Genomic DNA, 22,745 nt, shown 5'->3' with positions numbered 1-22,745 from the left:
AGCGTGACTGTACAATCCGTTTGGCAAAGATACCTCTTTATTTTCTTATTGAGCCTATTGAGATCTAAGAATTTCAAGAGCGTAGCTCGCTAGACGCGTATGGGGCGGGGGCGTGCCAGGAGGTACTGCACCCAGGCGTAGAGGAGGAGGTAGTAAGCGATGCAGAGCCAGAGCGGCATGGCGATGGTGAGCTGAGCGGTGAAGTGTTGCTCGAGGAGTGCCATCGCTCCACTGGTGAGGTCGCTCACACCGACGAGAAGCATCGGCAGGAGCTTCGTGGGGAGTCCGATGGCGAGCAGTCCCATGGTGACCAGTCCCGTGATGATGAGTAGCGTGGCGAGAGGCGACAGAAGGAGGTTGGCGAGGAGCATCCAGACGGCTGTGGTGCCGAAGCTCCGTGCGAGGATAGGCCAGACGAAGAGTTGTACGGCGATGGTCGTGACGATGAGGTAGTAAAGGTAGCTGACGATACGGGAACTACTCGGCGTGATGCGTTGGTTGAGTGCGCCCCAAGTGACAAAGATGGCTAGCACCGCTCCGAAGCTGAGTTGCATGCCTACGTCAAAGAGTGCGTAGGGTGAGACTATAAGTAGGAGGACGGCTGCCTGCGCCCAGACGTTGAGCCGATCGGTGGAGCGCCCCAAGAGACGTGCCACAGCAAAGATCGAGAACATGAGCGAGGCACGGAGTGTCGGGATGGAGAGTCCGCAGATGAAAGCGTAGATCCATACCGCTACGAGGGTCAGGCTCCAGCGCAGAAGGTAAGCGGTGTGGACGTTGCGTATGAGTCGGAGCGGATAGCGTATGAGCCAGTAGATGAGCAGTAGGATGACCCCAACGTGAAAGCCACTGACCGACAGCAGATGAGCGACGCCTACAGAGCGAAACTGTGCCTCTGCAACGGTACCTTCGGAGCGATCGCCTAGGCAGATGGCACGGAGCGTCTCTCGCTGTAGCGGGGTGAGTCGGTCAATCTCGTCTAGCGTGCTACCGATACGCTGCTGGAGGGTATAGGCGCGGTAGCGTAGTTGATCCCAGAGCGACCAGTGGGTGGTCGTTGGTTCGTTACAAAGCTCGGCTGTGGAGGCGGACAGCACGCCCGAAACCTTTCGTGAGAGGAGGTAGTGCTGATAGCTTGGCGAGGAGACTTGCTCTAGTGGTGTGAGCCGTCCACGGACGAGGTAGCTGGTGCGAGGCGTGAGCTGCAGCGAGTCATCATATAGGTATAGCATGATGTGCTGGCCACTCCAGTGAGCTAGGACGGATCCGCTCGGGTCTGTCGCCTGCTCGATGATAGCCTCGGCACGGGAGCCCTGCTCACGCGCTGTGGGCGGACGGGAGATGGTGACGAGGTAAGTCGCCCCTTCGCAGGGCTGTGGTAGTTGCGCTACTCGCTCTCGTGGTATGGTGGCTAGACAAGCTCCTGTGCAGAGGAGGAGTAGGTACCAAGTGGAGCCAGCGAGGAGTGCTTTGCGCCAAAGTCTAGAGAGGACGAGGAGGAGCGTCGCCACGGCGATACCGAGGAAGTACCACTGTGCCGCTAGTAGCTCGAGACTACCTAGATAAATGCCCAGCACTAGCGACAGGAGTGTCACCAATGCTGGGCGCATGATTGTGGCGTGTAGCCCTCGGACGAGGTAGTGCAAGGTGGGTCTACAAAGCGTCTAGCTGTGCGATCATCTCCTGAGGACTGGAAGCTTTAAAGACGGCACTGCCCGCCACGAGCGAGTCGGCACCCGCCTCGATGAGCTGGCGACCTGTCTCGAGGTTGACTCCGCCGTCGACCTGTATGAGGGTGGAGAGACCCTGCTCTTGGATCATTTTGCGCAGACGCTCGACCTTGCGGATAGACTGCTCGATAAACTTTTGCCCACCATAGCCGGGGTTGACACTCATGAGGAGCACCATGTCGGCTTCGCAGAGGATGTCGGTGAGGAGCTCCACGGGGGTATGTGGATTGAGCGTGACGGCTGGACGCATACCCGCCTCACGGATAGCACGCAGCGTGCGGTGCAGGTGAGGGCACACCTCGTAGTGCACGTTCATAATGTAGATGCCGAGCTTGGCAAACTGGTCGATGAACTTCCACGGTTCGACGATCATCAGATGCACATCGAGAGGCTTCTGACAGATGGGGCGTATCGCCTCAATGATAGGAAAGCCAAAGGAGAGGTTTGGGACAAATACACCATCCATCACGTCAATGTGGAGCCAGTCGCACTGACTCTCGTTGATCATCGTGATCTCATCGGCGAGATGCAGGAAGTCAGCACTGAGGAGGGAGGGAGATACAATAGCCATAGTGAAGGGGTTTTTAGACGATTCTATATAGATGCTTTACTTGATGCGTAGTAGGGTAGTGGAGCGAAGCTTTTCGCCAGCTTGTAGCGTGAGGGAGAGCTGCTGCTCGGGGGCAATGGCGGGAGCCTCTGTTATGGGGATCGCGTTGAGTAGGAGTATGTCGCCCGTATGAATGGTGAGGCACTCGGAGAGGAGCGAAAGGGCTTGGCAGATTGTCTCTCGGGAGAGCGCCCAGCTCTGCTCGGAGAGTGTTATCGTGTAGTGCTCTGCGAGCGTTGTGTCAAGGGGTTGCCAGTCGAGGGCTACGGCACTACCGTCGTACACCTTAGCGCGCTCCCACGGAGCGGCTGTCTCGCGCAGCTCAGCGAGTAGCGAGCGGCAGGTGATGTCCCAGCCGGCAGCGCAAGACTCGATGTATCGCTCAGCAAAGGGAGGCGCCACGCACTTGCCCGTACGCCCTATCTTGATAGCGAGCGAAGGGATAGCACACCACTCCGCTTCGAGGTGAGGAACGAAGAAGGGGTAGCCCGGGCGAAGGAGTGCTTCGCCTTTGTAAAAGAGCCGCGATGCGTCGTCTATGCCGTAGACCTTCATCGTCCGCTGTACATCTGCTGGTAGTAGTGCTGGTAGTCTTCGTCGGTGATCCCCTTGACCCAGTCGAAGTGGTCGAGGTACCAGTCGATCGTGTAGCCGATGCCCTCAGCAAAGGGGATCGAGGGGAGCCACCCTAGCTCCTGATGAATGAAGGTGGGGTCGATGCCGTAGCGGGCGTCGTGGCCGAGACGATCACGAACGAAGGTGATCAGCTGCTCGTTGATCAGCTCGGGCTGAACCTGAGCGCCTAAGATCTCAGAGATACGCTCGGCGCGTGCCGGCTCCTTGCTCAGCCGATCGTGTAGCTTGTCGATGATGATGCGGACTATCTCCAGATTGGTATGTTCGTTGTGCCCACCGATATTGTATGCCGTACCCGCTTTCCCCTGAGTCACCACAAGGTGCAGCGCACGACAATGGTCGGTCACGTAGAGCCAGTCACGCACATTCTCGCCCGTGCCGTAGATCGGGATCTCCTTGCCGAGGAGACACTGGCGTATGACGAGCGGGATGAGCTTCTCGGGGAATTGGTAGGGTCCATAGTTGTTCGAGCATCTGGTCCAGACGACTGGCGCATGGTGCGTGTGAACGGCCGCTTTGCAGAGAAGATCTGCCGAAGCCTTGGCTGCACTGTAAGGGCTGCGCGGGTCGAGGGGGGTGCTCTCTACGAAGAAGCCTTCCTTACCAAGCGAACCGTACACTTCGTCCGTAGAGACCTGCAGCATCATGCGCCCCTCCTGCCATACGGGATAAGATCCTCGCCCACTGGTCGTAGACCAATGGTTGCGAATGGTGTCTAGCAGGGTCTGCACACCGAGGATATTGGTGCGAACGAAGATGGCGGGGTCCTCGATGCTTCGATCAACGTGGCTCTCTGCCGCAAGGTTGATCAGGTAGTGCGGCGCGTAGCGGGTGAAGAGGTCGTCCATCGCCTCGGCATCGCAGATGTCTGCCTGCACGAAGATGATCCGCTCGTTATCGATGAGCGGCTCGATGGAGCGGTAGTTGCCCGCATAGGTTAGTTTGTCGATCAGGACGATGCGCTCGTCTGGGGCAAGAGCTTCGCTCAGGTAGTAAGCGAGGTTAGTACCGATGAAGCCAGCGGCTCCAGTCACGGCGTAGGTGTGTCGGTATGTAGTCATGGTCTGTTGCGTCATAATAGAGATGCGGTGTAGTCGGCTAGGGAGATGCCGCGTAGGTCTTTGTCTGAGAGGATCAGCTCCTCGGGTGCGATGCCCCACGACTCCCAGGGGATCGCCAGCTGCGGGTCGTCATAGCGTATGCAGAGCTCGCTCTCGGGGGCGTAGCCGTTGTCCACCTTATAGAGAAACTTCGCTTGATCCGAGAGTACGAGGAAACCGTGCGCGAACTCTCTCGGTATGTAGAGTTGCCGATGGTTTGTCTCCGAGAGATGATAGCTGCGCCACTGCCCGTAAGTGTCGCTGTCTCGTCGTAGGTCAACGATCAGGTCCATGATCTCGCCCACTACGCAGCGCACCAGCTTCGCCTGGCTAGCTTCGCCCCGCTGTAGGTGCAGACCACGCAAGACGCCACGGACGGAGGAAGATTCGTTTTCCTGCACCCAAGGTCTAGGCGAGACGGTCGCTGCAAAGTCTGCCGTGCGGTAAGTCTCGGCAAAGTAGCCACGCGCATCGCCGTAGCAGTCTGGCTCGATGAGGTAGACACCCGCTAGGTCTAGGTCAGCTTGGTAATGTATCATTGCTTAGGTCACTCTATATATTATTGTATGACGGTAAACTCAGTGCGACGGTTGAGCTGATCGCAGACGATCTGCTGCTCTTCGGTCAGCGTGTCGACCCATTCGGCCGTTAGCTCCTGCCCCTCGGGCAACCAGTCGAAGCGTGCCGCCATCCCTTTGGTCACCACGTAGGGACGCTCCTTGCCGTAGCCACGAGCCTCTAAGCGGTCGGCGGCAATGCCCTTGGCGATGAGGTAGTCGACGACACTCTGTGCACGACGCTGTGAGAGCTTTTGATTGTATGCTTGCGAACCCTTGCGATCTGTGTGACTGCTCAGCTCTAGGCGCACGTCGGGGTTTTGCTCCAGGAGTGTGATGAGGTAGTCGAGACTCTTCTTGCCCTCGGGGCGCAGCGAAGCACGGTCGAAGTCGTAGTAGATGTCGTGGATCTGCTCCGAGTGCAAGCGCGAAGCTAGGTAAAAGTCGACTAGGTAGTCGGTGCTCTCGGTGGCGCTGTCGGTCACGAGCGGCATATATTGGTTGAGGTAGTCCGGGTGCGAGGCGTGTAGCACGTAGCGGTTGGACCCGGCGATCTCAAGGACGAAAGAGCCGTCGTCACGTGTCGAGACAATGGGTGTGGCGAGCAAACCTTGCTCATCGGCAATGCGTACCGTCGCCTGCGGTATGCCGTACCCCTCACGATCCATCACGAAGCCATCGATGCGTATGATGGTGGCGGGCAATGAGAAGCGGTAGAGATGTGGTCGTCCACGCTGGTCGCCACGAGTCGAGGAGAGGTAACCCTCCTCCGCCAAGCCCGATTGCGGCTTCGGAGCGAAGGTGATGGCGTAGTCATCGGCGGGGGAGTTCATCGGAGCGCCCAGATGCGTCACCTGCCACCCGCCGAGCGAGTCCATCTGCGCTTTGTATAGGTCTAGTCCGCCCAGCCCCACACGTCCATTGGAGGAGAAGTAAAGGGTGCTGTCGCCTACCATCGTCGGGAAGAGTTCGTCGCCAGGTGTATTGATCTCGTTGCCGAGGTTCTCCGGCTTGCCCCAGCCATGCTCGCTAAGGGCTATGCGGTAAAGGTCTTTGCCACCAAGGCCAGCTCCCTCGCTCACGAAGTAAAGGTATCGTCCCGAAGCGTCAATGGCAGGGTGCGCCGCCATACGTAGCGAGTCCTCCCAGATGGGCACGCGCTCACCTTTGCCCCAGCCCCCTTGGCTAGACTTGGAGGCTTTGTAGATTTGCACGGTGCGGTCGTAGGTGGAGCTTTGCTCAGCATAGGAGTAGTAGAGCGTGTTGCCGTCTGATGTGATGGAGGGCGTACCCTCATCTTCGGCGGTGTTGATACTGCCCGGCACGCTGTCTGGGCGAGACCACTTGCCCGAGGCGTCCTGCTTGATCATGAAGAGATTGTTCGTCCCCAGTCCCGTCACCTCGCTCTCCTGTAGCATATCACGGAGAGGCACCCGGCTACTGGTGAAGTAGAGTGTCGTGCCATCGGGCGCATAGCAAGGGGCAAACTCTGCATAGGGCGAGATCAAGAGACGATCCGTCTCAACCGTGTGTCCCGTGGGGTGGGCGAGGAGCGAATCGGCCTGACGCACGCTCGCCAGACCTATACGTCCGAAGTAGTCGTGCGGGTAGTACTCCAGGAATTGTTCGTAAGCTTTGCCCGCCTCCCGCCAGCGTGCTAACTGTTGTAGCTCCTGAGCAATGCGTAGGTGGAGGATCGAGTCAGGATAGTCGCCCGAGAGGGCTAGGTTGTAGCAGTTGAGCGCGCGGGGCGTGTTGCCCAGTCGTCGGTAGTTCTCCGCTGCTTTGAAGGCTAGGTAAGCCCGTCGCTCAGGCTTCTTGCGAGAGGTGCGGCGGTAGAGCGTGTAGTAGCTATCGGCAGCGAGAGCGTAGCGTCCCGTATGGTCGTACAGCTCCGCCTTGCTCAGCGTCACACTCTTGCAGCTCATCAAGCTACAGAGCGCCATAGCGCACGGGAGTAGCACGAGCAACCAGCGAATATGTGACGACGAGACCTTCATAGCAAACCGTTTACTTAGCGAAACCCTAACAACTTGTGTAGCTGTACGCTGAGCCGCCACTCGGGGTGGGCTAGAACGAAGTCCATACAGCGTGCCACAACGGCCGACATCTCTACGCCCGTCTCCTCTACGGGGCTGACATAGTAACGACGTGCCTCGGCCAACTGCTCAATGGGTGGGGGTAGGGGAGCGCCCAACTGTAGGGGCCAGCGCACCTCATCGATGCCGTCAGGGTAGTTGTCTACAAAACGCTCCCGCAGGCCACTTATTGCTTCTGGCTTGGGCGAGCAGGTGACATAGTCCAGCCCCTGAGGCATGGGGCGGGTGCCATTTGTCTCGATAGACTGACGATAGCCATGCTCGTGAAAGAATGCTATATGCTCCTCCCGCAGCGCTAAGGTCGGTTCGCCACCAGTCCAAAGAATGTCACGGCAGGGATAGCTCCCCAGCTGCGCTAAGATCTCCGAAGCGGTCATAAGCTGATGCCCCGCAAAGTCTGTGTCGCAGTAGTCGCAAGTGAGATTGCATCCCGAGAGGCGCACGAAGAGCATCGCGCGTCCCATCTGTCCTCCCTCGCCCTGGAGGCTGTAGAAGATCTCGTTGACCGGTAGCGGCTGCATATTATATAGGTAGTGAGTAGGTAGCGCTGCATCGTGCCGTCTCCTCGACACGGCAACTGACGAGCGTCACGCCCGTGCCAGCCAATTGTGCGGGAGCAACCGTCTCGACGAGGTAATGCGCCATCGCTTCGGCTGTCGGGTTAAAGGGCACCACGACCAGATCTTCCGGCACCAGCTCCCGTAGCGAAGGGAGTAGTGGGTCCTCATCGTAGATCATCATCTTGTGGTCCCAATGCTCCTCCAGCCACATGCAGAGGAGCTCCTTGATCACGCCAAAGTCGATCACCCGCCCCAGCTCATCGAGCTGTGCTGCGGAGCAAGTGAAGTGTATTCGGTAGTTGTGTCCGTGTAGGTGGCGGCACTTCGACTCGTGTCCCACGACACGATGTCCCATGCTTATATCGTGATATCTCTCTACTGTCGTCATAGTTAAGTGTCACAAAGGTAAGGAAAAAGAAGACTGTCGCAAAGATCCCTCACGCTACGAAGCTCCCGCAAGTCTCACGAGTAACGATGTGTAGGGACGCACGGCTCGTGCGTCCATCCCCATTAAGATACTGCGACGCTGTAACCTTTGATACAACGGACGCCCTCCAGCTAGACACTCCCGTGCGTCCCTACATATCGTTACACGTTAAGTTGCTACTCGTAGTGCTTTGACACAGCTTTCTTTATGCTAGCCCTTGGGGCTGAACAGCAGACTCAATAGGACACCTCTACCCATAGCCAATAAAGCGACCCGAGCAAGATCGCGATCGTTAGGGTGAGGAAAACTGCTTGCTTCCCATTGAATGTGCAATCAGCGCTATGGCAACGTAAGAGCTCCAGAGCCCACCCTGTAAAAAGTCCAGGCAGGAAGGTGTTACTTATAAGTTTATATCCCAGAGGTACCCCGACCTCGTATAGTGACAGCGAAGACAAAGCTCCTAAAGCAACAAGAGATAGCACAATCAATAAGACCCCGTCACAGATATCTGCGCACTTCAGTTTAGAGGTGAGCGAGTTCGATCAAGTCTTCCCCCTTTTGAGATCGCTCCAAGAGAGCCCGAACAAGCGTAAGGTGTTGAGTCCCCTCGCTAGTGTATAATATGGAAGTAGCAAAAGAAAAAACAGAGCCATAACTTAGGGATAGACTTACTGACAGGTATTGATCTCTTTCGTTGCTCGGCAAAGGTAAAAAAAACAGACGTAAGAGGAGTTGTACCCATTTCCTCAATTCGTTAAGTCGCTATTGGTGTAGCTTGTTTTATTGTGCTGAACGTGTGATAGATACGAGTTCCAAAAGTAGTTCCTCTTTTGGAACTTTAAAGTTCCAAGAGAGGAACTCTTTAGTTCCAAGGGAGGAACTTTTCAGTTCCAAGGGAGGAACTTTTCAATCCCTACGTGGGGAATGAAAAATAGCCACGTAGGGATTTCGAATTTCCTACGTGGCTATCGTCTGTAAGAGTCGCTTAACTATAAAATACGATGCCTTTGCGACCGACGGCTTGCCATGCGTGGTTAGAGCTTGACACTCACTCGCTGCCCCTCAGGCGACTGGATCGTGAATAGGTAGGGCGTAGCGGTCTGCTCGGCTGATAGGGGGATCGTGACGGTGCTCGTGGACGTAGTGAACTCTTGCAGCGTGCGGCCCTCCATATCGTAGAGCGTGATGGTGCTGTGCGGCTCTAGCGCATCTAGTCTGATCGCTCCAGGCGTACGGCTGTAGGTCGGCAGCTGAGACGAGATGGGAGTGATGCCCACAGGCGAACCTTCGTAGGGGACTCCAGTCCAGTTTTGGGTATCTCCTGCTAGATCGTAAACGGCCCAGCCAAGGCTCTTGGCATGAGCCACGGCATTGACGTTGCATACGTTGCCCTCATGGTTGCTGTGCGTGTCGATCACCTGAATGGTCGGCTCGGGGATCTCTAGCTCGGGATCAGCAACGGGTGCTGCGTGCTGCAAGGTGCTAAAGGCCTTGGTCATAGCCTGCTCTGAGATCTGATTGTTGTAGAGCTCGATGAACCATAGCTTGCTACAGTTGGAGAAGTCTATCCCCTGCAGCTTGTTGTCTGCCAGCCAGAGATCTCCTAGTGGTAGACCAGCCGGTGTCGTGATCGAGGATATCTCATTGCGGTAAGCCTCTAGAGTCTTGAGTGCTGTGGCGTGTGTTAGGTCTACGTTGGTCACTTTGCAGTTAGGGATGAGGAGCTGGTCTATCTTGCCATAGATCGTGATCTGAGGTGATGTGACCTGAAAGGATACGAGGAAATGTCCTGGATCATTGAGGTCATCTTCAGGGTTGCTGGCCATCTCTTCTCTTTGGAACTGCCCATCGCCATTCTGATCTACCCAGACGCCATGCTCTATAGGACGTATGGTGAATGTGATGTCGTCAGCACGCTCTATGGCGGTGGTTAGGACGATGCGGTCGCCATCGGTAGAGACTGGCTTGAAGGGGTTCTGCCCGAGGGCTGGTAGTGCCAGTAGCGAGAGCAGGCAGATGAGATATGTGATATGATGTCGAGACATAGTGGTGTGCGGGTATGTGGTCGTAGTGGGTGGGGCATGCCACATTTAGGAGACACGCCCCACGTGGATCACTTCTCTGACCTAGATGTGGTAAATCTTGAAACTCTCGCCTCCGAGGTTGAGGATATAAGCTCCATCGGGATAGGCGGTCATCGCTATCTGACACTGACCGCTAGCGTCTAGAACCCCAGAGGTCAGCAGTAAGCCTGTCTCCGAGTATAGTGCGTAGGGAGCACCGGTGTTGCCAGCCAAGACTAGCGCATGAGTAGCTCCGTCGTAGTAGACGATGGGGGCGTCAGGAAGTAACTCATGGAGCGCTGAGGGAGAGCCTTTGTAAGGCACGCCTGTCCAGTTATCCTTGTCCCCGTGGAAGTCATTGACCTCCCAGTTCTTGTCTAGAGCGACCTTGACGGCATCTACTGAGCAGACGTTTTGCTCCTCCGGATTGGTCGTGTCGAGTGCTATGATGAATCCTTTCTTCTTTGTAGCACGGTCGGGGAGACTACGCATCAGGGCGTTCATCTCTCCCTCTCCGATTTGATTGTAGAAGCAACGTATGTCGCGTATCTCTTTACATGCAGAGAGGTCTAGCGAGGAGATCTGATTTTGAAAGCAAAAGAGCGTTTGTAGTCCTGTGCTCCCAGAGAGGTCTAGATGATCAATCTGATTGTTGAAGCACTGGATCTCTTTTAGCTTAGGCATCTTGGTGACATCGATCCCTATGAGGTCTAGGCCTCCAAAGCGGATGGCGTCTACGGGACCATAGATCGTGACGCTCGGCTTGACAAGCGTGATGATCATGATGTTTGTCTTACCAACGTTGTCCTTGGCTCTGCCCTCGCCTCTGTCGCAAATGCCGTTGCCATTGACATCTACCCAGACGGTCTCATCGTGCGGTATGAAGGCTATACCCAGCTGGTAGCCAGCGGGGTGGGTGGTCGTCAAGGTAAGACGAGGTCCGTCGATAGGTGCTGGCGTCACTTGAGCACGCAGCTGGGTGCTGAGCGGTAGCAACAAGAGCAGTGTGAGGGGTATGAGTCGTGTAGCTAGTTTGTTCATAGCTTAATATGCTTGATTGGTTCGATTGTGAGAGATAAACTTATAGGACTTGCAGTGTGGCTGTCGCTCCGCAGTGGGTGATGATGTAGCTACCTGCAGGTAATGCTATGGGATAGGTGGTCGTCTCCTGATCCCCTGCGAAAGTGGCTAGGAGGGCTCCCGAATAGTTGTAGATCTGTATAGGCTCATCGAGTGTAGTACCTATGAGAACGAGTGCCGAGCCTGAGTAGAGGGCTCTAAGCGCCGTCGGAGCGGCAGCTACCGCTGTGATTGCTGTAGGCTCGCCCATGTACTTGACCCAGTCATTACGAGACTTGTCCCAGGCCTGCACGTTCCAATACTTACCGTCAGCTATGGCGGCCTGGCGGTCGGTCATATAGTTCTTTTCGGTAGGCTCATTGAGCGTGAAGACGTATAGCTGGCCTTCGTTGAACTCGCCCTCACTACGCATCGGTAGCGCATTGACCAGTAGATCCATCGCCTCGTCTCGTATCGCATTGTGCGCTACTCCGACGAAGTAGAGATGCGGCTTCTGCCTAAGGTCTAGAAGGGTGAGCTCGTTGGAGATGACCTCTACTAGCTCTAGGTCGGGCTGGTGCGATAGGTCTAACTCGGCAAACCGGTTGTTGCGTCCCTCGAAGTTTTTGAGCTTGGTCAGTGCCGATAGATCGATCTGCTCCAGCTTACTATAAGGTACGCCTAGGTAGGTGAGCTGTGTCATACGACTGACGTCGATCTTGGAGAGTCTCCACTTACGTAGTATGATCTCGTTGAAGTTGCCATAGATCCTAAAGGTCTGTGCCGATAGGGTTACGGTAAATAGCTGTATGCCTTCGTCGGGTCCCTCGTCAATGGGCTTTAGCTTGAGCACCTCGCCTTCGTCTTGCTGTCCATTGGCGTTGAGATCAACCCAAGCATCTTTATTGATAGCGATAGGTACCTTCTCCCCTGCACCCAGCGTTGTGGTGAGCTCTATGTAACGGCTGGTGTCAAACGACTCTTGCCCATAACTGGTCACCGCTATGAAGGGTAGGATCAGGCATAGGAGTAGTGCCTTGTATGTAGTTGTCTTCATAATCTACAGATTTGCTGATGTATGATTAGGGTATGATGACAAGACGTGTCATCTCGCCGACTCTAAGTAGGTAGCGCCCAGAGGGTAGTGTGAGGCGTGAGGGGTGTGTCTCCTGAGCTGCGAAGTGGTAGAGCGTCTCGCCCTCCAGACTATACAGTGCTACGTCCGAAAGCGCACTCTCGGGGAGGAGGGTGATACCGGTCTCGTCGATCAGGCAGAGGCTCTCGGCACGCTCTAGGGACTCTACGCCGATGTTGATGCTACAGCCCTCTCCATTGCCGAAGATGTCTACGTTCCACCCTTTGTCGACGGCTAGGAAAGATTTGCTCGTTGTAGCGCCTGGATTGGCTGCAATGCGGAGCGGTGCGCTTTCCTCCTTCTCGGGAAGAGCTACGCAGAGGCTGTCGATAGCGCAGGCGGAGAGGTCATTCTTGACGATGGAGACTAGCTCTAACCGCGGCATGGAACTGGCTAGTTGTAGAGACTGCAGCTTGTTGTTGTCGCACTGTATCTCTCGGAGGTTGGGCGCTCCAGAGAAGTCTAGCGAGACGAGCTTGTTGTCAAAGCTGTAGAACTCCTCGAGGCTGGGCAGATCTCCTATCTTGATCTCTTTTAGTCCGCAGTCAGAGCAGAGTAGCGTGACGAGTCGCTTGAGTGATCTGATGTCTAGAAGACCTAAGTTGGGGTTGTGCTGTAGCGTCAGCTTGTCTAGGCTCTCGCAGCCCTTGAGATCTATGTTGTAGAGATCGTTTTGATAGCAGCTGAGCGTCTGAAGACTCTTACATCCACGAGCTTTGAACCGCTGGATGGGGGAGAAGGAAGTGTCTACGAAGATGAGATCTTCACACCCAGAGACATCAATATCAGTGATACCCGTACTAGCGCAGGTTAGTCCCACGAGCGCTTTGCAGGCGGAGAGGTCGAGGGTGGTGAGCTTCTTATTCATCTGTACGTTTATCTCGTTGAGCTTGGTGCATCCAGAGATATTGACCTTAGAGAGATCGTTCTTGCTACAGATGAGCTTGAGCAGGTTAGGGCATGGTGAGCAGTCTAGCTCACGGAGCACGTTGTACCCGACGTTGAGCTCTTGGAGTGCTGGCGTCTCAGCCAGAGAGAGCTCGGAGAGATTGTTCTGCGTCAGGTAGAGAGATCTCAAGCGGTCGCACCCCTTGAGATATAAGTCGTTAAGTCCACAGGAAAAAGCCGATAGCTCCTCTAGTGACTTCATACCGTCGACCTTTATCTCGTAAACCTTTTGGTCTACCATCTTGGCCGATACGATATTTCCATAGATCGTCGCTTCGTTGGTTGCCGAGGAGACTAAGAGTGTATAGTCCTCGCCCGCGGGCACTTTGTGCGTAACGAGAGAGCCGCGGTGCTCATCGACGTATACGGTTGCCTCCTTGTCTCCAGCGGTGATGACTATCGATAGTGCGCTCTGAGGTATGACTTGTAGCTCCATCTTCGGGAGGCTCTGCACGTCTTGAGAGAAGGCTCTCTGTGGCAAGAGAGCCACAGAGAGTAGTAGGGCGAATGCCCAGAAGTTGCGTACTATATTCATTGTATTGGTAGTAGACAGCGTTATGTTATTCCTTGACAATTGTCATAGCGGTGCTTGCGCTCGTGCTATCGGCAGTAACGCCAGTCACGACATATAGCCCAGCAGGTAGCTCAGAGAGGTCTGCACGGCTAGCGCCCTCTAGAGAGCGGATGAGTGTACCCGTAGCATCGTATATAGCTACGCTTGTGTAGCATGTCGGGATCAGTAGCTCCTGCGAGTCACTGAGGTAAATGATCTGCTCAGCGTGAGCTCGTGGTGCATCAATGGCTACATTTTCGGAGCCTGCGTAGACGTTTTTACCTTCGTTGGCACCGCTCTGGAAGTCGTAGCAGATCCAGCCTCTCTCGGCAAGAGTGGCTACCGCCTTCTTGCTGACTACGTTGCCGTCCTTTGGCTCGAGGGTTGTGTCGATGCCGTAAAACGCCTTCTTCTCAGCCTGCTCATTCTGTGGCAGTGAGCTAACCGTCTGTAGCATCTCCTCACTCTGTATCTGATTGCCAAAGAGGCTTACCTCTCTAATGACTTTACAGTTGGTGAAGTCGATAGCCGTGGCGATCTTGTTATTGTAGCAAGTCAGCTCCTCTAGGTCTGCGCAAGCTGTCAGGTCTAGAGCTGTGAGCTGGTTGTCTGCGCAAAGAAGGTTGGTCAAGTCCTCAGAGTGCGTCAGGTCAAGCGTCGTGAGCTTATTGCCTGTGCAGTCGAAGTACTTGAGCTGCGTAAGCATCGAGACGTCTAGCTGCGTCAGCTCGTTCCTACCACATCTGAGCTGTATCAGGTCGGGCGTCTTGGAGAGGTCTAGCTGGGTGAGCTTGTTCTTGTTGCAGTAGAATCGGAAGAGGTGTGGCGTGTGCGATAGATCCACCTCCGTAAGCATGTTGCCATGTAGAGTGAGAGCTCTGAGCTGACCATTTGCGCTCAGATCGATCGTGGCGAGTTTATTGTCAGAGGCGTCGAGGATCTCTAGGTCGGGGCACTGGGATATGTCGAGAGCTGTGAGGCTGTTGGCATAGCAGAAGAAGTTCTGTACGTTACCATATACCGTGATGACCTGTGCTTCGTGCGGGAAGTGTAGGCTCTTGTTGAAGTCTGTGACCTCCTCGCCCTCGTCGTACGCTCCATTCTCATTTCTATCGATCCAGACGGACTTCTTGTCGTCATCGTTTCTCATCTCGATCTGCAGATCCCACTGGCCCGAGGTAGCGTCACTCGTTAGGACGATCTTAGGCTGATCCGTGACGTATGGAGAGAGTGGCATGTCAGATGGTCTGAGTGGGTTGAGTCCATCCTTCTCCCCGTTTTTGTAGTCATAGGGAGCCCAGTTCTTGTCCATGATAGCGTGTAGCGTCTCGTCGTCGTAGGGGTTGAGTTCGCTCTTTTCGTAGCTATCGATGAGTATGAGGGTACCTTCTGATAGACCCGTGCGGTCATTGAGCGCCTCGACAAACTTCTTGATGCCATCGAGGAGCAAGTGGTTGTTGTGTATGTCGATGTACTCTAGCTGCGGATCTGTAGGCATATCTAGCTTCTTAAGCTGTGCGCGATCGCAGGTGAGCTTCTTGAGCTTGTTGTTTTGAGATATGTCTAGCGTCAGGATCATAGAGCCACTAGCGTAGAGCTCCTCAAGGTTGGGGAAGCCAGCCACGTTGAAGATGTCCAGCTTTGTATTGCTACAGTTGAAGACCTTCATACTCTCCGACTGCGGGCACTCTACATAAGTAAATGTAGATCCAGAGAAGTCAAGCTCCACCAGATTGGAGAGGTTAGATATCTGTAGCCCACCAGCGAATTGAGGTATCTGGTCCAGACCCCGTAGGTAGAGGTACTGAAGTGCTGTATTTTGAGATAGATCTATCGACTGCAACGAGTTTGCCGAGCAGTCTAGGAGGGTAAGCTGAGAGAGTGAGGAGAGGGATAGTGAGGATATAGCTCCGTTGTTACATCTGAGCTCTTTGAGTCCATCCGGTAGGTCTAGTCCACTCAGACTCTCATTGTAGCTACAGTCTAGCTTGGTGAGCGCTTCATTGTACGAGAAGTCGAGCCATTCGAACTGATTGTAGCTTACATTTACTACGGAGAGGCTCTCACACTCTGAGGCTTCAAAATCCTCGAGGTTGTTGTGAGCCAGGTCAATCTCAACGAGCGAAGTGGCCTGTGCGAGGTCTATACTCTGAATGTTGTTGCTCGGAGCACTCAACTTCTGAACCGCTCCATATATTTTGAGCGTGGCGGATGCGGTCGTTTGCTCAGCTGGCTGTCCAGAAGTGAGGAGCTCGTTGTCGTCCTTCTGTCCGTTGCCATTCCAGTCGGCCCAGACCTCGGTGTCGGCCTCTACGGTGATCTTCCACTGATTTTGCTCTGCGGCTGCAACGAGCATGATCTGCTCCTGAGCCTTGAGAGCTCCCATAGATGGAATGAGCGCGAGCGCTGTCAGTAAGCTCCCGATGAGCATTCGTCGAGCTTTGACTGATGATTGCCAAGTAGTAGTTTTCAAACCCATAGCGTTATTATAGTTTAGTGTTTATAGATTCGTGGTTATCGTCCTTTTTCAGGGCTATAAGGCTCTCTCTGAGGTTACTACCTTTAGGTGGAAAACAGCGCTACAAATATAGATAATAATTTATTCTAGCGCAATAGTCTCAGGGAATTGTGCTCCGCAAATCTCACAAGCTCGTGAGCTTTGCGGAGTTAAGAAACGACTTTTGCACGATAGCCACGTGGAAAATCTCAAATCTCCACGTGGCTATTTTTTATTCTCCACGTAGGGAAGAAAAATTTCCTCCGAAGTTTCATTTGATTCTTCCGAAGTTTTATTTCTCGCCTACGTAGAGATTTTTTATTTTCCACGTAGGGATTTGAGATTTTCCACGTGGGCATTCGCCCGATGAGCCGAGCAACGATGTCGAGGGTCGTGATACAACGGACGCACGATCCGTGCGTCCCTACATCTCGTTACTCGTTCCTTGCGTGGTACAAAAAAAGGTCACGGACTGATCCGTGACCTTTGTGGAAGATGCTTAGCTATGGTGAGCTTATTACAGAGTCAATGGACTCATAGTGTGTCGGCTCTGTGTAGAGGAGTTGTCGTGTCGTGGGTGCTAGAGGTCTATGGCTTGGCCGGTGGCGACGTTGACAGCGACCTGCGCTAGGCGCACAGCGACGAAGGTCTCGATGTACTGCATCTCCGACTCGAGCCAGTTGCGCTGTGCTAGTGAGAGCGTCTCAAGTGTGACGACGCCCTCCTTGTGTCCCTCGGTCGAGAGGTCGAGGTTGAGCTGCGCATCGGTCCGGATCTGCTCTGTCTCGGCGTAGCGGGCGAGTGCCTCGGTGAGCTGCCGTGAGGCTTGCTCGTTTTGCATCTGGATAGCACGCTCAGCATCTTGTAGCTCTAGCTGACGTACTTGCTGATTGGCAAGCGCTGCAGTGCGACTCTGCCAGCCTTGGTAAATGCCGGTGATGGGGATCTGCACGGCTACGCCAACCATCCAGGTAGAGCCAAACTGCTTCTTAAAGCCGTCCATAGGGTTGGGCGACATGGTGAGCAGCTGTGCTGTGAAGCCTACCTCGGGGAGCATCTCGCCGAGAGCCATCTGGGCACGCCGCCGCTCCGCCTCGACGGCTAGGTTGGCAGCTTTGATCTCGACACGCTCCATAGGATTGATCGTGCTGTATAGCTTGGGTTGGCATGGATCGATCGGTTGCTGGCTGGCGAGGGTGAAGTCGGGCGCAAGCTCTATGGCTTGGTCGGCTGGGATACGGCACTGATGCTTGAGTAGGATAAGCAGTGCCTGCAAGCCCTCTCGTAGCTTGCCCTCTTGTAGCTTGGCGTTGTTGCGATTGACCCGTACGGAGACCACCTCACGATCCGCTACGACCCCTTGCTCCTTCATGGCTGAGACGTCTGCGAGTGTTTTGTCTAGCATATCGTTGAACTGAGCGATCGCCTTGAGCTGCTCCTGTAGCTGGACTGCCTGCCAATAGGTCTTGGCGATCTGCTCCTCCTCGCTGCGCTGCTGTATAGTCCACTGGTACTCAGCCGCACTCTCTCCGATCCGTGCTAGGCGTACACCGTTATAGATGCGACCACCGGCGAAGATGGGTTGACGTAGCGAGAGGGAGCCGTAGAAGACGTGTCCTAGCTCGAGGCTCATCTTATCATCGAGCCAAGACTGAGCTTCGCCTAGAGTGGGCACTCCTGGTAGGTTTGGTGTCTGCATCGGTGGAAGCCAGGAGGAGAGGTCGACGGAGAAAGGCTTAAGCTTGGCTGGTGTGTAGAGCCATCCGCCCGAGAGGGAAATCTGGGGGAAGAAGTTACTCTGAGCCTTGAGCTGTGTAGCATGCGCTGCTTGTCGCTGTGCCTCTAGTTGTGCCGATGGTACTGGACTCGTCTGATGATAGCGAATGCAGTCATGTAGCGACAGCTTGAGTGAGTTGCCTTGCGCATAGAGGGAGCTGCTGAGTATGCAGCTGAGTGCGAGTACAAGCAAGCCTCGCAGGGGCGTCAATAGATATCTCATCATAAGGTAAAGGTGGTATGGCCAATGCGATGCCCATCGGCAAAAACGTCTGCTCGGTAGCTCCCTGAGAGGAGCGCCTGCGTAATCTGGTAGTAGATGGTGACGGGGGTGTCCTCACCTGTGTACTCGATGCTCTTGGAGGCTGTCGCCTGAAGGGTCTGCCCCTCGAAGCTAAAGGCGCCCCCCTCGCCACTCATCGGCATATCGTTGGGGTTGAGGATCCGTACGTAAATTGCTTTGTTGCCGACGGGGGCAGTGACATTCTTTTTGATCGTAAAGGAGACCGCCAGTGTCTCCACCTTGTCGATGCGTGAGGTGCGTTTGCCACGACCATTGAGCGAAGAGACTGTGAGCCCAGAGAGATCTAAGCGGGCTGCGATGGCGACACGGTCTGATAGCGCAGCCTTCTCCTCAGAGAGTCGTGAAGCTTCGCTGCTAATGCGGGAGTAGTCCTCCTTGACCTGCTGATTCTCGGCAACTAGTCGCTCATTGGTCGCATTGAGAGAGTCGATCTGTACGATGTAGCTACGGAGTAGAGCCCGGAGTGTGTTGATCTCGCCGGTTAGCTCACTGATACGCTTAGCGTTGGAGGCTTTGACGGTGGCTAGCTCTTGGCTTAGCTGCTTGACACGCTCCTGCTCGCTCTCAAGCTGAGCGAGTAGCTCATCATTGTCGAAGGAGAGGCTTGTCTCGCCTGACGATGACGCGAGCTTCTCGTACTGTAGCTGATACTGTGCTGCTAGCTCGTCTAGCTCTTGCTGCATGCGCTGCTTCTCCATGTCGACCAGTTCGCTCTGCACGCTCTGCATCTGCTGTCGCTCACTCCTTATATATATCCATGCACCTACGATGACGAGGAGCACCACGAGGGCAGCTCCTGCGATGATATACTTGATGTGCTTGTTGTCTAGTCTAGCCATGGGGTGATCTTACTTGATTCTTTTCAAGATGCCCCGCCGTGTCAATTGATAGGATAGGGGCGATGTACTGATGAGTGACTCGATGCGCTTGGTCTCCTCCTTTGTAGTCCAGCCCTCCAGGGAGGGAGTCGCACAGATCCTGACCGCTCGTCTGCCTTGCTCTGTGGCAAAGGTTAACACGAGCGGCATCTTTGCTAGCTGAGACAAAAGGGACTCGGAAGGGGAGAGGACGGGCTCTTTTTCCTTGGTGTGTATGAGCCAGTCTGTGTATGGGATAGTAGCGTCTAGCACCCACTGCTTCTCTTGCTTGGGGAGGAAGGCGGTGAGCTGACTCACTCGATAGGGCTGCTCGAGGGTGGTGATCTGTAGTAAAGGCTGCTCGCCCTGAGTGCGCCAGGGAGCGAGTAGTAGCTCGTAGGTGAGGAGACCTGATATGGAGATCGTGCAGCGGAGACGCGCTTTGTCTATCCGCATCTCCAGAGAGTCCTGTGCCTTGGTCTGCAAGGTGACGGTGGTCTCGGGGGCGTCTAGAGCTTTCTGTAGGAGTTGCTCCCAGACACTGTCGCTGACGGCGGGGGCTACGCCTAGCGGCCGCTCGAGGATCGGTTGATAAAGCTGCTCTAGAGCGGCTCGCTCCTGCGCTACGAGCGAACGACAAATGAATGCCAGTAAGACGATAAGAAGATATCTACTTTTGAGGTGCATAAAGCTTCAGAAAAAGTGCCACGCTAAGAGAAACTTAAACTAAGGCGAGACGATCGCATGACCTTGAATGGGCGCTATGTCTCTTTCCTACGCTCCGCAAAGGTAGTGAAATAAGCGATTGGAGCCTCTAGTCTTCAACTTCGAAAAGCTCATTATGAGCTGGCTTAAGATGCTAACGTGTAGCAATCTTCGTATGAACGCACGACTGAGTGTCTAGCAAGAGTGTGTCCGTTGTTGTTAAGTTTTTGACCTCATAGATACGAGGACGGACACTCTCCGACTCGACACGAGCCGTGCATCCTTACAAATCGTTACTCGTGAGATTTGTAAAGGAGGAGAGGTTTTTCAGAGCGCTTAGCGAAGGATGAAGCGAAGAGGCTTAAACTTTCTGCGAAGAAAGCCCTTTGCCATGCCTAGTCCTACGGTCCATAGGATTGGCTTAGCGAGAGACAAACCGGTATTGATGATTCGCTGTGTCACTCCTTGGGAGCTCTTTCCGTCTTGATCGCTCTGTGTCAGAGAACTATAGGTAGATTGCTTAGAGCCTCCAGTGAGCTTAGAGAGTAGAGAGTTCCCCTTACGTCGCTGCTTACGTGTCGATGGCGTGAGTAGGCGACCTAGTAGAGAGCCTGGAGGAGCTATCTGCTCTTTTGCCTCATTGATAAGTGTCTTCTTGATGCCTAGCCCTTTGATATATCCTAAGTCTCTCTGCCAGGCACGCTCAGCGATTACGAGATCAGCCTCGGCGAGTTTCTGACGTCTTTGGAAGTCTTGATATGATACTCTTTTCTTCATGTTAGATGGTCAGGTTAGCGGGTTTGCGTGGTGGATGCTTCGTCGGTAGGGGTGAGGGCTCCTTTGCTCTTAGGAGCAATGTAACTTGAGTCTTCCTCTTCGGATGCCATCGGCTGTGGGCGTAGTTTGTCATCTAGCTTGGCTAGCGAACTGTATACCTTGCGATAGATACTGGTACTGATGGTGCGCACGATGGCTTTGCGCAGTAACAGCGTGATGACTACTAATAGTAGTAAGACTCCAGCACCTATGAGGAAGCTCCACCCCCAACCTAGTTCTAGCCAGGCATTGATACCAGCTACTCCAGCGAAGAGTAGGAGGATCATCACGAAAGGCATTAACGACAGTACTAGAAGTATCGTAAGGAGATTTCCTGCGACCTTCATGCCCGCATCAGTGCTTGAGTAGATTACTCGGCGAGCGGATGCCTTGAGGTACTCCTTGGTATGGTAGATAAAGCGAGATATATTAAAGTCTTGCATAGGAAGTTAGAGCTTAGAGGTTAGAAGCTAGAGGTGAGAGGATAATGACCAAAAGGGTAGCGTACTCATCTGTCGTAAGTGACCTGCGGTCTCTTTGTGCGGATGAGCATGCTACCCTCTAAGTCCTATTGTGTATTCCTCAATGGAAATTGTCTCAGTCCGAGAACTTACTTGACCGCCTTCTTAGCTTCCTCGACAGTCTCCTTAGCTTTGCTGGCTGTCTCCTTAGCCTTGTCCACGGTCTCGTCGAACTGCTCCTCGACCTCTTCGGCAAACTTTGCGCCACGCTTTTGTAGCTTGTCGCGATAAGTCTCGAATCGATCCTTTGCCTCATAGTATCCCTCTACCAGCGAGTCACGCGTGCGATCTGCCGTGGTGCTGAGATCATCGTAGAGACGATCACGCTTGTCGCGGTCAGAGAGGTAAGTGATAGCTGCTCCTATGGCTGCTCCGAGAGCGATGCCTAATGCTATACGTCCTGTGTTATTCATATTTGTTCTGTTGTTTATATTGTGAATATAAGTTTGTTCTAGTTTGTGTAGTCTGTAAGTCTCTTCGGACCATCTCATAGTGTCTTGATGGACTCTCTTACCTCTACTACCATGTACTTAAGGACGAAGGTAGGAGAAATCATCCCGACACTCTAAAGGTACGAAAAAATAGTCATACGACAAGCAGAAAGGGTAGATTAACTTTTAGTTAAAGGAACCAATCCGCTGCTCTATTCGTCAGATACGCTCTAGAACGAGCTCGATGAGCCCATCGATACCTTGCTTGTAGTTGGTGTTCATATTCAGATTCTGACGTCCAGCGATGATGTAGCAGACGGTTAGCGTGTCGTGCCCGAGGAGGCTGCCGATACCACTGAGAGCAGCCGACTCCATCTCAAAGTTGGTGATGCGCTGTCCTTCGTACTCAAAGGCCTCGATCTTCTGATTCAGCGTTGGGTCAGCAAGAGGTAGACGCAGCTGTCGTCCCTGAGGTGCGTAAAATCCGTTGGCAGCGATCGTACAGCCACGCACGATGTCCCCATAGTCACCGACGATCTGCTGATAAAGAGACTCACTACAATTGACCACGTAGGGATCAAGTCCCTTGATCGGCCACTGTAGCTGCTCCTTGAGCGCAGCCTCAAAGGGGAGGTCTCTTATTGCCTCCGTATTGGCGTAGAAAAAGAGCGAACCCTCGAAGCCGATCGCCTTGTGTGCTGCGACGTAAGTGCCTATCGGGGTCTCAGGTTGCAGACCGCCACTGGTACCCACACGTACCATCGTCAGCTTACGGTGGTTAGGACGTACCTGACGGGTCTCTAAGTCGATATTGGCGAGTGCATCTAGCTCGTTGATGACGATCTCTATGTTGTCGCAGCCGATGCCGTGACTCTGCACGGTGATCCGCTTGCCGCGATAGGTGCCCGTGATGGAGTGAAACTCACGATTGCTTACCGAGCACTCCTGCGAGTCGAAGTGCGATGCGATCATATCCACACGCGCTGGGTCGCCACAGAGGACTATCTTGTCAGCTAGTTGTTCGGGTTTCAGGTGAAGGTGAAAGATCGAACCATCGTCATTGACGATCAGTTCGCTGGGAGGTATGATGCGGTTTTGTGTACTCATAGCTGTATTCCGTTTATAGTAAATGATGACTTCCCAAAAATACAAAAACTCCGCTACATCTCCTCGTCTTCTCGAAAAATCTTTTCGATAAACCGATGTTTGCGAAGTCTAAGAGATACGAGTGCCGCATACTTTCGATATAAAGTAAGAGAGCATAGATACAACGTCGTATCTATGCTCTCTGTATGGTATTCGCTCACCGAGTAGAGGAGGGTGTATGTTTGTAGCCCCGGCCTCTATGGTAGCGTCTCTAT

20 protein-coding genes are annotated in these 22,745 nt (G+C 54.1%); all 20 read right to left on the bottom strand.

What is annotated here, in order from left to right:
• Positions 1 to 89: 89 nt before the first annotated feature.
• Positions 90 to 1,610, bottom strand: a complete 1,521-nt coding sequence (locus PORAS_RS08385) for a ComEC/Rec2 family competence protein (RefSeq protein WP_013760923.1) — start codon at positions 1,608 to 1,610, stop codon at positions 90 to 92.
• Between the two features lie 43 nt (positions 1,611 to 1,653).
• The gene (gene rpe, locus PORAS_RS08380) at positions 1,654 to 2,301 is read right to left on the bottom strand and encodes a ribulose-phosphate 3-epimerase (protein WP_013760922.1); all 648 of its coding nucleotides are present in this window, start codon (positions 2,299 to 2,301) and stop codon (positions 1,654 to 1,656) included.
• Positions 2,302 to 2,337: 36 nt separating this feature from the next.
• The gene (locus PORAS_RS08375) at positions 2,338 to 2,895 is read right to left on the bottom strand and encodes an FAA hydrolase family protein (RefSeq protein ID WP_004330913.1); all 558 of its coding nucleotides are present in this window, start codon (positions 2,893 to 2,895) and stop codon (positions 2,338 to 2,340) included.
• Positions 2,892 to 4,052, bottom strand: a complete 1,161-nt coding sequence (gene rfbB / locus PORAS_RS08370) for a dTDP-glucose 4,6-dehydratase (protein ID WP_013760921.1) — start codon at positions 4,050 to 4,052, stop codon at positions 2,892 to 2,894. The genes PORAS_RS08375 and rfbB overlap by 4 nt, the downstream gene beginning before the upstream one ends.
• Positions 4,049 to 4,615 (bottom strand): dTDP-4-dehydrorhamnose 3,5-epimerase, encoded by a 567-nt coding sequence (gene rfbC, locus PORAS_RS08365; RefSeq protein WP_013760920.1) that lies wholly within the window; start codon positions 4,613 to 4,615, stop codon positions 4,049 to 4,051. The genes rfbB and rfbC overlap by 4 nt, the downstream gene beginning before the upstream one ends.
• A 20-nt stretch (positions 4,616 to 4,635) precedes the next feature.
• Positions 4,636 to 6,633, bottom strand: coding sequence for a PorE family type IX secretion system protein (porE, locus tag PORAS_RS08360; protein WP_013760919.1), 1,998 nt, complete (start codon positions 6,631 to 6,633; stop codon positions 4,636 to 4,638).
• A gap of 14 nt (positions 6,634 to 6,647) precedes the next feature.
• On the bottom strand, positions 6,648 to 7,253 hold the full coding sequence (locus PORAS_RS08355; protein WP_013760918.1) for a 7-carboxy-7-deazaguanine synthase QueE: 606 nt from the start codon (positions 7,251 to 7,253) through the stop codon (positions 6,648 to 6,650).
• A 1-nt stretch (position 7,254) separates the two neighbouring features.
• Entirely contained in the window at positions 7,255 to 7,680 is a 426-nt protein-coding gene (locus tag PORAS_RS08350; protein ID WP_004330923.1) for a 6-pyruvoyl trahydropterin synthase family protein, read from the bottom strand.
• Positions 7,681 to 8,753: 1,073 nt separating this feature from the next.
• Entirely contained in the window at positions 8,754 to 9,764 is a 1,011-nt protein-coding gene (locus tag PORAS_RS08345) for a hypothetical protein (RefSeq protein WP_013760917.1), read from the bottom strand.
• A gap of 81 nt (positions 9,765 to 9,845) precedes the next feature.
• Complete coding sequence (locus tag PORAS_RS08340; RefSeq protein ID WP_013760916.1) at positions 9,846 to 10,823, bottom strand: hypothetical protein; 978 nt, start codon at positions 10,821 to 10,823, stop codon at positions 9,846 to 9,848.
• A gap of 40 nt (positions 10,824 to 10,863) precedes the next feature.
• On the bottom strand, positions 10,864 to 11,898 hold the full coding sequence (locus PORAS_RS08335; protein WP_013760915.1) for a hypothetical protein: 1,035 nt from the start codon (positions 11,896 to 11,898) through the stop codon (positions 10,864 to 10,866).
• Between the two features lie 25 nt (positions 11,899 to 11,923).
• On the bottom strand, positions 11,924 to 13,459 hold the full coding sequence (locus PORAS_RS08330; protein WP_013760914.1) for a leucine-rich repeat domain-containing protein: 1,536 nt from the start codon (positions 13,457 to 13,459) through the stop codon (positions 11,924 to 11,926).
• Positions 13,460 to 13,484: 25 nt separating this feature from the next.
• A complete protein-coding gene (locus PORAS_RS08325; RefSeq protein WP_013760913.1) occupies positions 13,485 to 15,956 on the bottom strand; it encodes a hypothetical protein in 2,472 nt (823 codons plus the stop codon).
• Between the two features lie 598 nt (positions 15,957 to 16,554).
• On the bottom strand, positions 16,555 to 17,976 hold the full coding sequence (locus tag PORAS_RS08320; RefSeq protein WP_013760912.1) for a TolC family protein: 1,422 nt from the start codon (positions 17,974 to 17,976) through the stop codon (positions 16,555 to 16,557).
• A complete protein-coding gene (locus PORAS_RS08315) occupies positions 17,973 to 18,893 on the bottom strand; it encodes a hypothetical protein (RefSeq protein ID WP_013760911.1) in 921 nt (306 codons plus the stop codon). Before PORAS_RS08315 ends, PORAS_RS08320 begins: the two co-directional genes overlap by 4 nt.
• Before the next feature lie 9 nt (positions 18,894 to 18,902).
• Complete coding sequence (locus tag PORAS_RS08310; RefSeq protein WP_013760910.1) at positions 18,903 to 19,598, bottom strand: hypothetical protein; 696 nt, start codon at positions 19,596 to 19,598, stop codon at positions 18,903 to 18,905.
• Between the two features lie 354 nt (positions 19,599 to 19,952).
• Complete coding sequence (locus tag PORAS_RS08305; protein ID WP_004331833.1) at positions 19,953 to 20,393, bottom strand: hypothetical protein; 441 nt, start codon at positions 20,391 to 20,393, stop codon at positions 19,953 to 19,955.
• Between the two features lie 14 nt (positions 20,394 to 20,407).
• Complete coding sequence (locus PORAS_RS08300; protein ID WP_013760909.1) at positions 20,408 to 20,875, bottom strand: hypothetical protein; 468 nt, start codon at positions 20,873 to 20,875, stop codon at positions 20,408 to 20,410.
• A 167-nt stretch (positions 20,876 to 21,042) separates the two neighbouring features.
• A complete protein-coding gene (locus tag PORAS_RS08295) occupies positions 21,043 to 21,366 on the bottom strand; it encodes a YtxH domain-containing protein (RefSeq protein WP_004331864.1) in 324 nt (107 codons plus the stop codon).
• Positions 21,367 to 21,603: 237 nt separating this feature from the next.
• Positions 21,604 to 22,491, bottom strand: coding sequence for a nucleoside phosphorylase (locus PORAS_RS08290; protein ID WP_013760908.1), 888 nt, complete (start codon positions 22,489 to 22,491; stop codon positions 21,604 to 21,606).
• Positions 22,492 to 22,745: the final 254 nt, after the last annotated feature.

Origin of the sequence: Porphyromonas asaccharolytica DSM 20707 (genome assembly GCF_000212375.1) — a bacterium.
Taxonomy (GTDB): Bacteria; Bacteroidota; Bacteroidia; order Bacteroidales; family Porphyromonadaceae; genus Porphyromonas; species Porphyromonas asaccharolytica.
The sequence above is the reverse complement of the archived record's forward strand: the minus strand, read 5'-3'. Positions and strand labels throughout refer to the sequence as shown.

Coding starts and splice junctions, on each gene's coding strand:
- PORAS_RS08385 (WP_013760923.1), bottom strand. CDS start 1,610: ATGCGCCCAGCATTGGTGACACTCCTGTCGCTAGTGCTGGGCATTTAT.
- rpe (WP_013760922.1), bottom strand. CDS start 2,301: ATGGCTATTGTATCTCCCTCCCTCCTCAGTGCTGACTTCCTGCATCTC.
- PORAS_RS08375 (WP_004330913.1), bottom strand. CDS start 2,895: ATGAAGGTCTACGGCATAGACGACGCATCGCGGCTCTTTTACAAAGGC.
- rfbB (WP_013760921.1), bottom strand. CDS start 4,052: ATGACGCAACAGACCATGACTACATACCGACACACCTACGCCGTGACT.
- rfbC (WP_013760920.1), bottom strand. CDS start 4,615: ATGATACATTACCAAGCTGACCTAGACCTAGCGGGTGTCTACCTCATC.
- porE (WP_013760919.1), bottom strand. CDS start 6,633: ATGAAGGTCTCGTCGTCACATATTCGCTGGTTGCTCGTGCTACTCCCG.
- PORAS_RS08355 (WP_013760918.1), bottom strand. CDS start 7,253: ATGCAGCCGCTACCGGTCAACGAGATCTTCTACAGCCTCCAGGGCGAG.
- PORAS_RS08350 (WP_004330923.1), bottom strand. CDS start 7,680: ATGACGACAGTAGAGAGATATCACGATATAAGCATGGGACATCGTGTC.
- PORAS_RS08345 (WP_013760917.1), bottom strand. CDS start 9,764: ATGTCTCGACATCATATCACATATCTCATCTGCCTGCTCTCGCTACTG.
- PORAS_RS08340 (WP_013760916.1), bottom strand. CDS start 10,823: ATGAACAAACTAGCTACACGACTCATACCCCTCACACTGCTCTTGTTG.
- PORAS_RS08335 (WP_013760915.1), bottom strand. CDS start 11,898: ATGAAGACAACTACATACAAGGCACTACTCCTATGCCTGATCCTACCC.
- PORAS_RS08330 (WP_013760914.1), bottom strand. CDS start 13,459: ATGAATATAGTACGCAACTTCTGGGCATTCGCCCTACTACTCTCTGTG.
- PORAS_RS08325 (WP_013760913.1), bottom strand. CDS start 15,956: ATGGGTTTGAAAACTACTACTTGGCAATCATCAGTCAAAGCTCGACGA.
- PORAS_RS08320 (WP_013760912.1), bottom strand. CDS start 17,976: ATGATGAGATATCTATTGACGCCCCTGCGAGGCTTGCTTGTACTCGCA.
- PORAS_RS08315 (WP_013760911.1), bottom strand. CDS start 18,893: ATGGCTAGACTAGACAACAAGCACATCAAGTATATCATCGCAGGAGCT.
- PORAS_RS08310 (WP_013760910.1), bottom strand. CDS start 19,598: ATGCACCTCAAAAGTAGATATCTTCTTATCGTCTTACTGGCATTCATT.
- PORAS_RS08305 (WP_004331833.1), bottom strand. CDS start 20,393: ATGAAGAAAAGAGTATCATATCAAGACTTCCAAAGACGTCAGAAACTC.
- PORAS_RS08300 (WP_013760909.1), bottom strand. CDS start 20,875: ATGCAAGACTTTAATATATCTCGCTTTATCTACCATACCAAGGAGTAC.
- PORAS_RS08295 (WP_004331864.1), bottom strand. CDS start 21,366: ATGAATAACACAGGACGTATAGCATTAGGCATCGCTCTCGGAGCAGCC.
- PORAS_RS08290 (WP_013760908.1), bottom strand. CDS start 22,491: ATGAGTACACAAAACCGCATCATACCTCCCAGCGAACTGATCGTCAAT.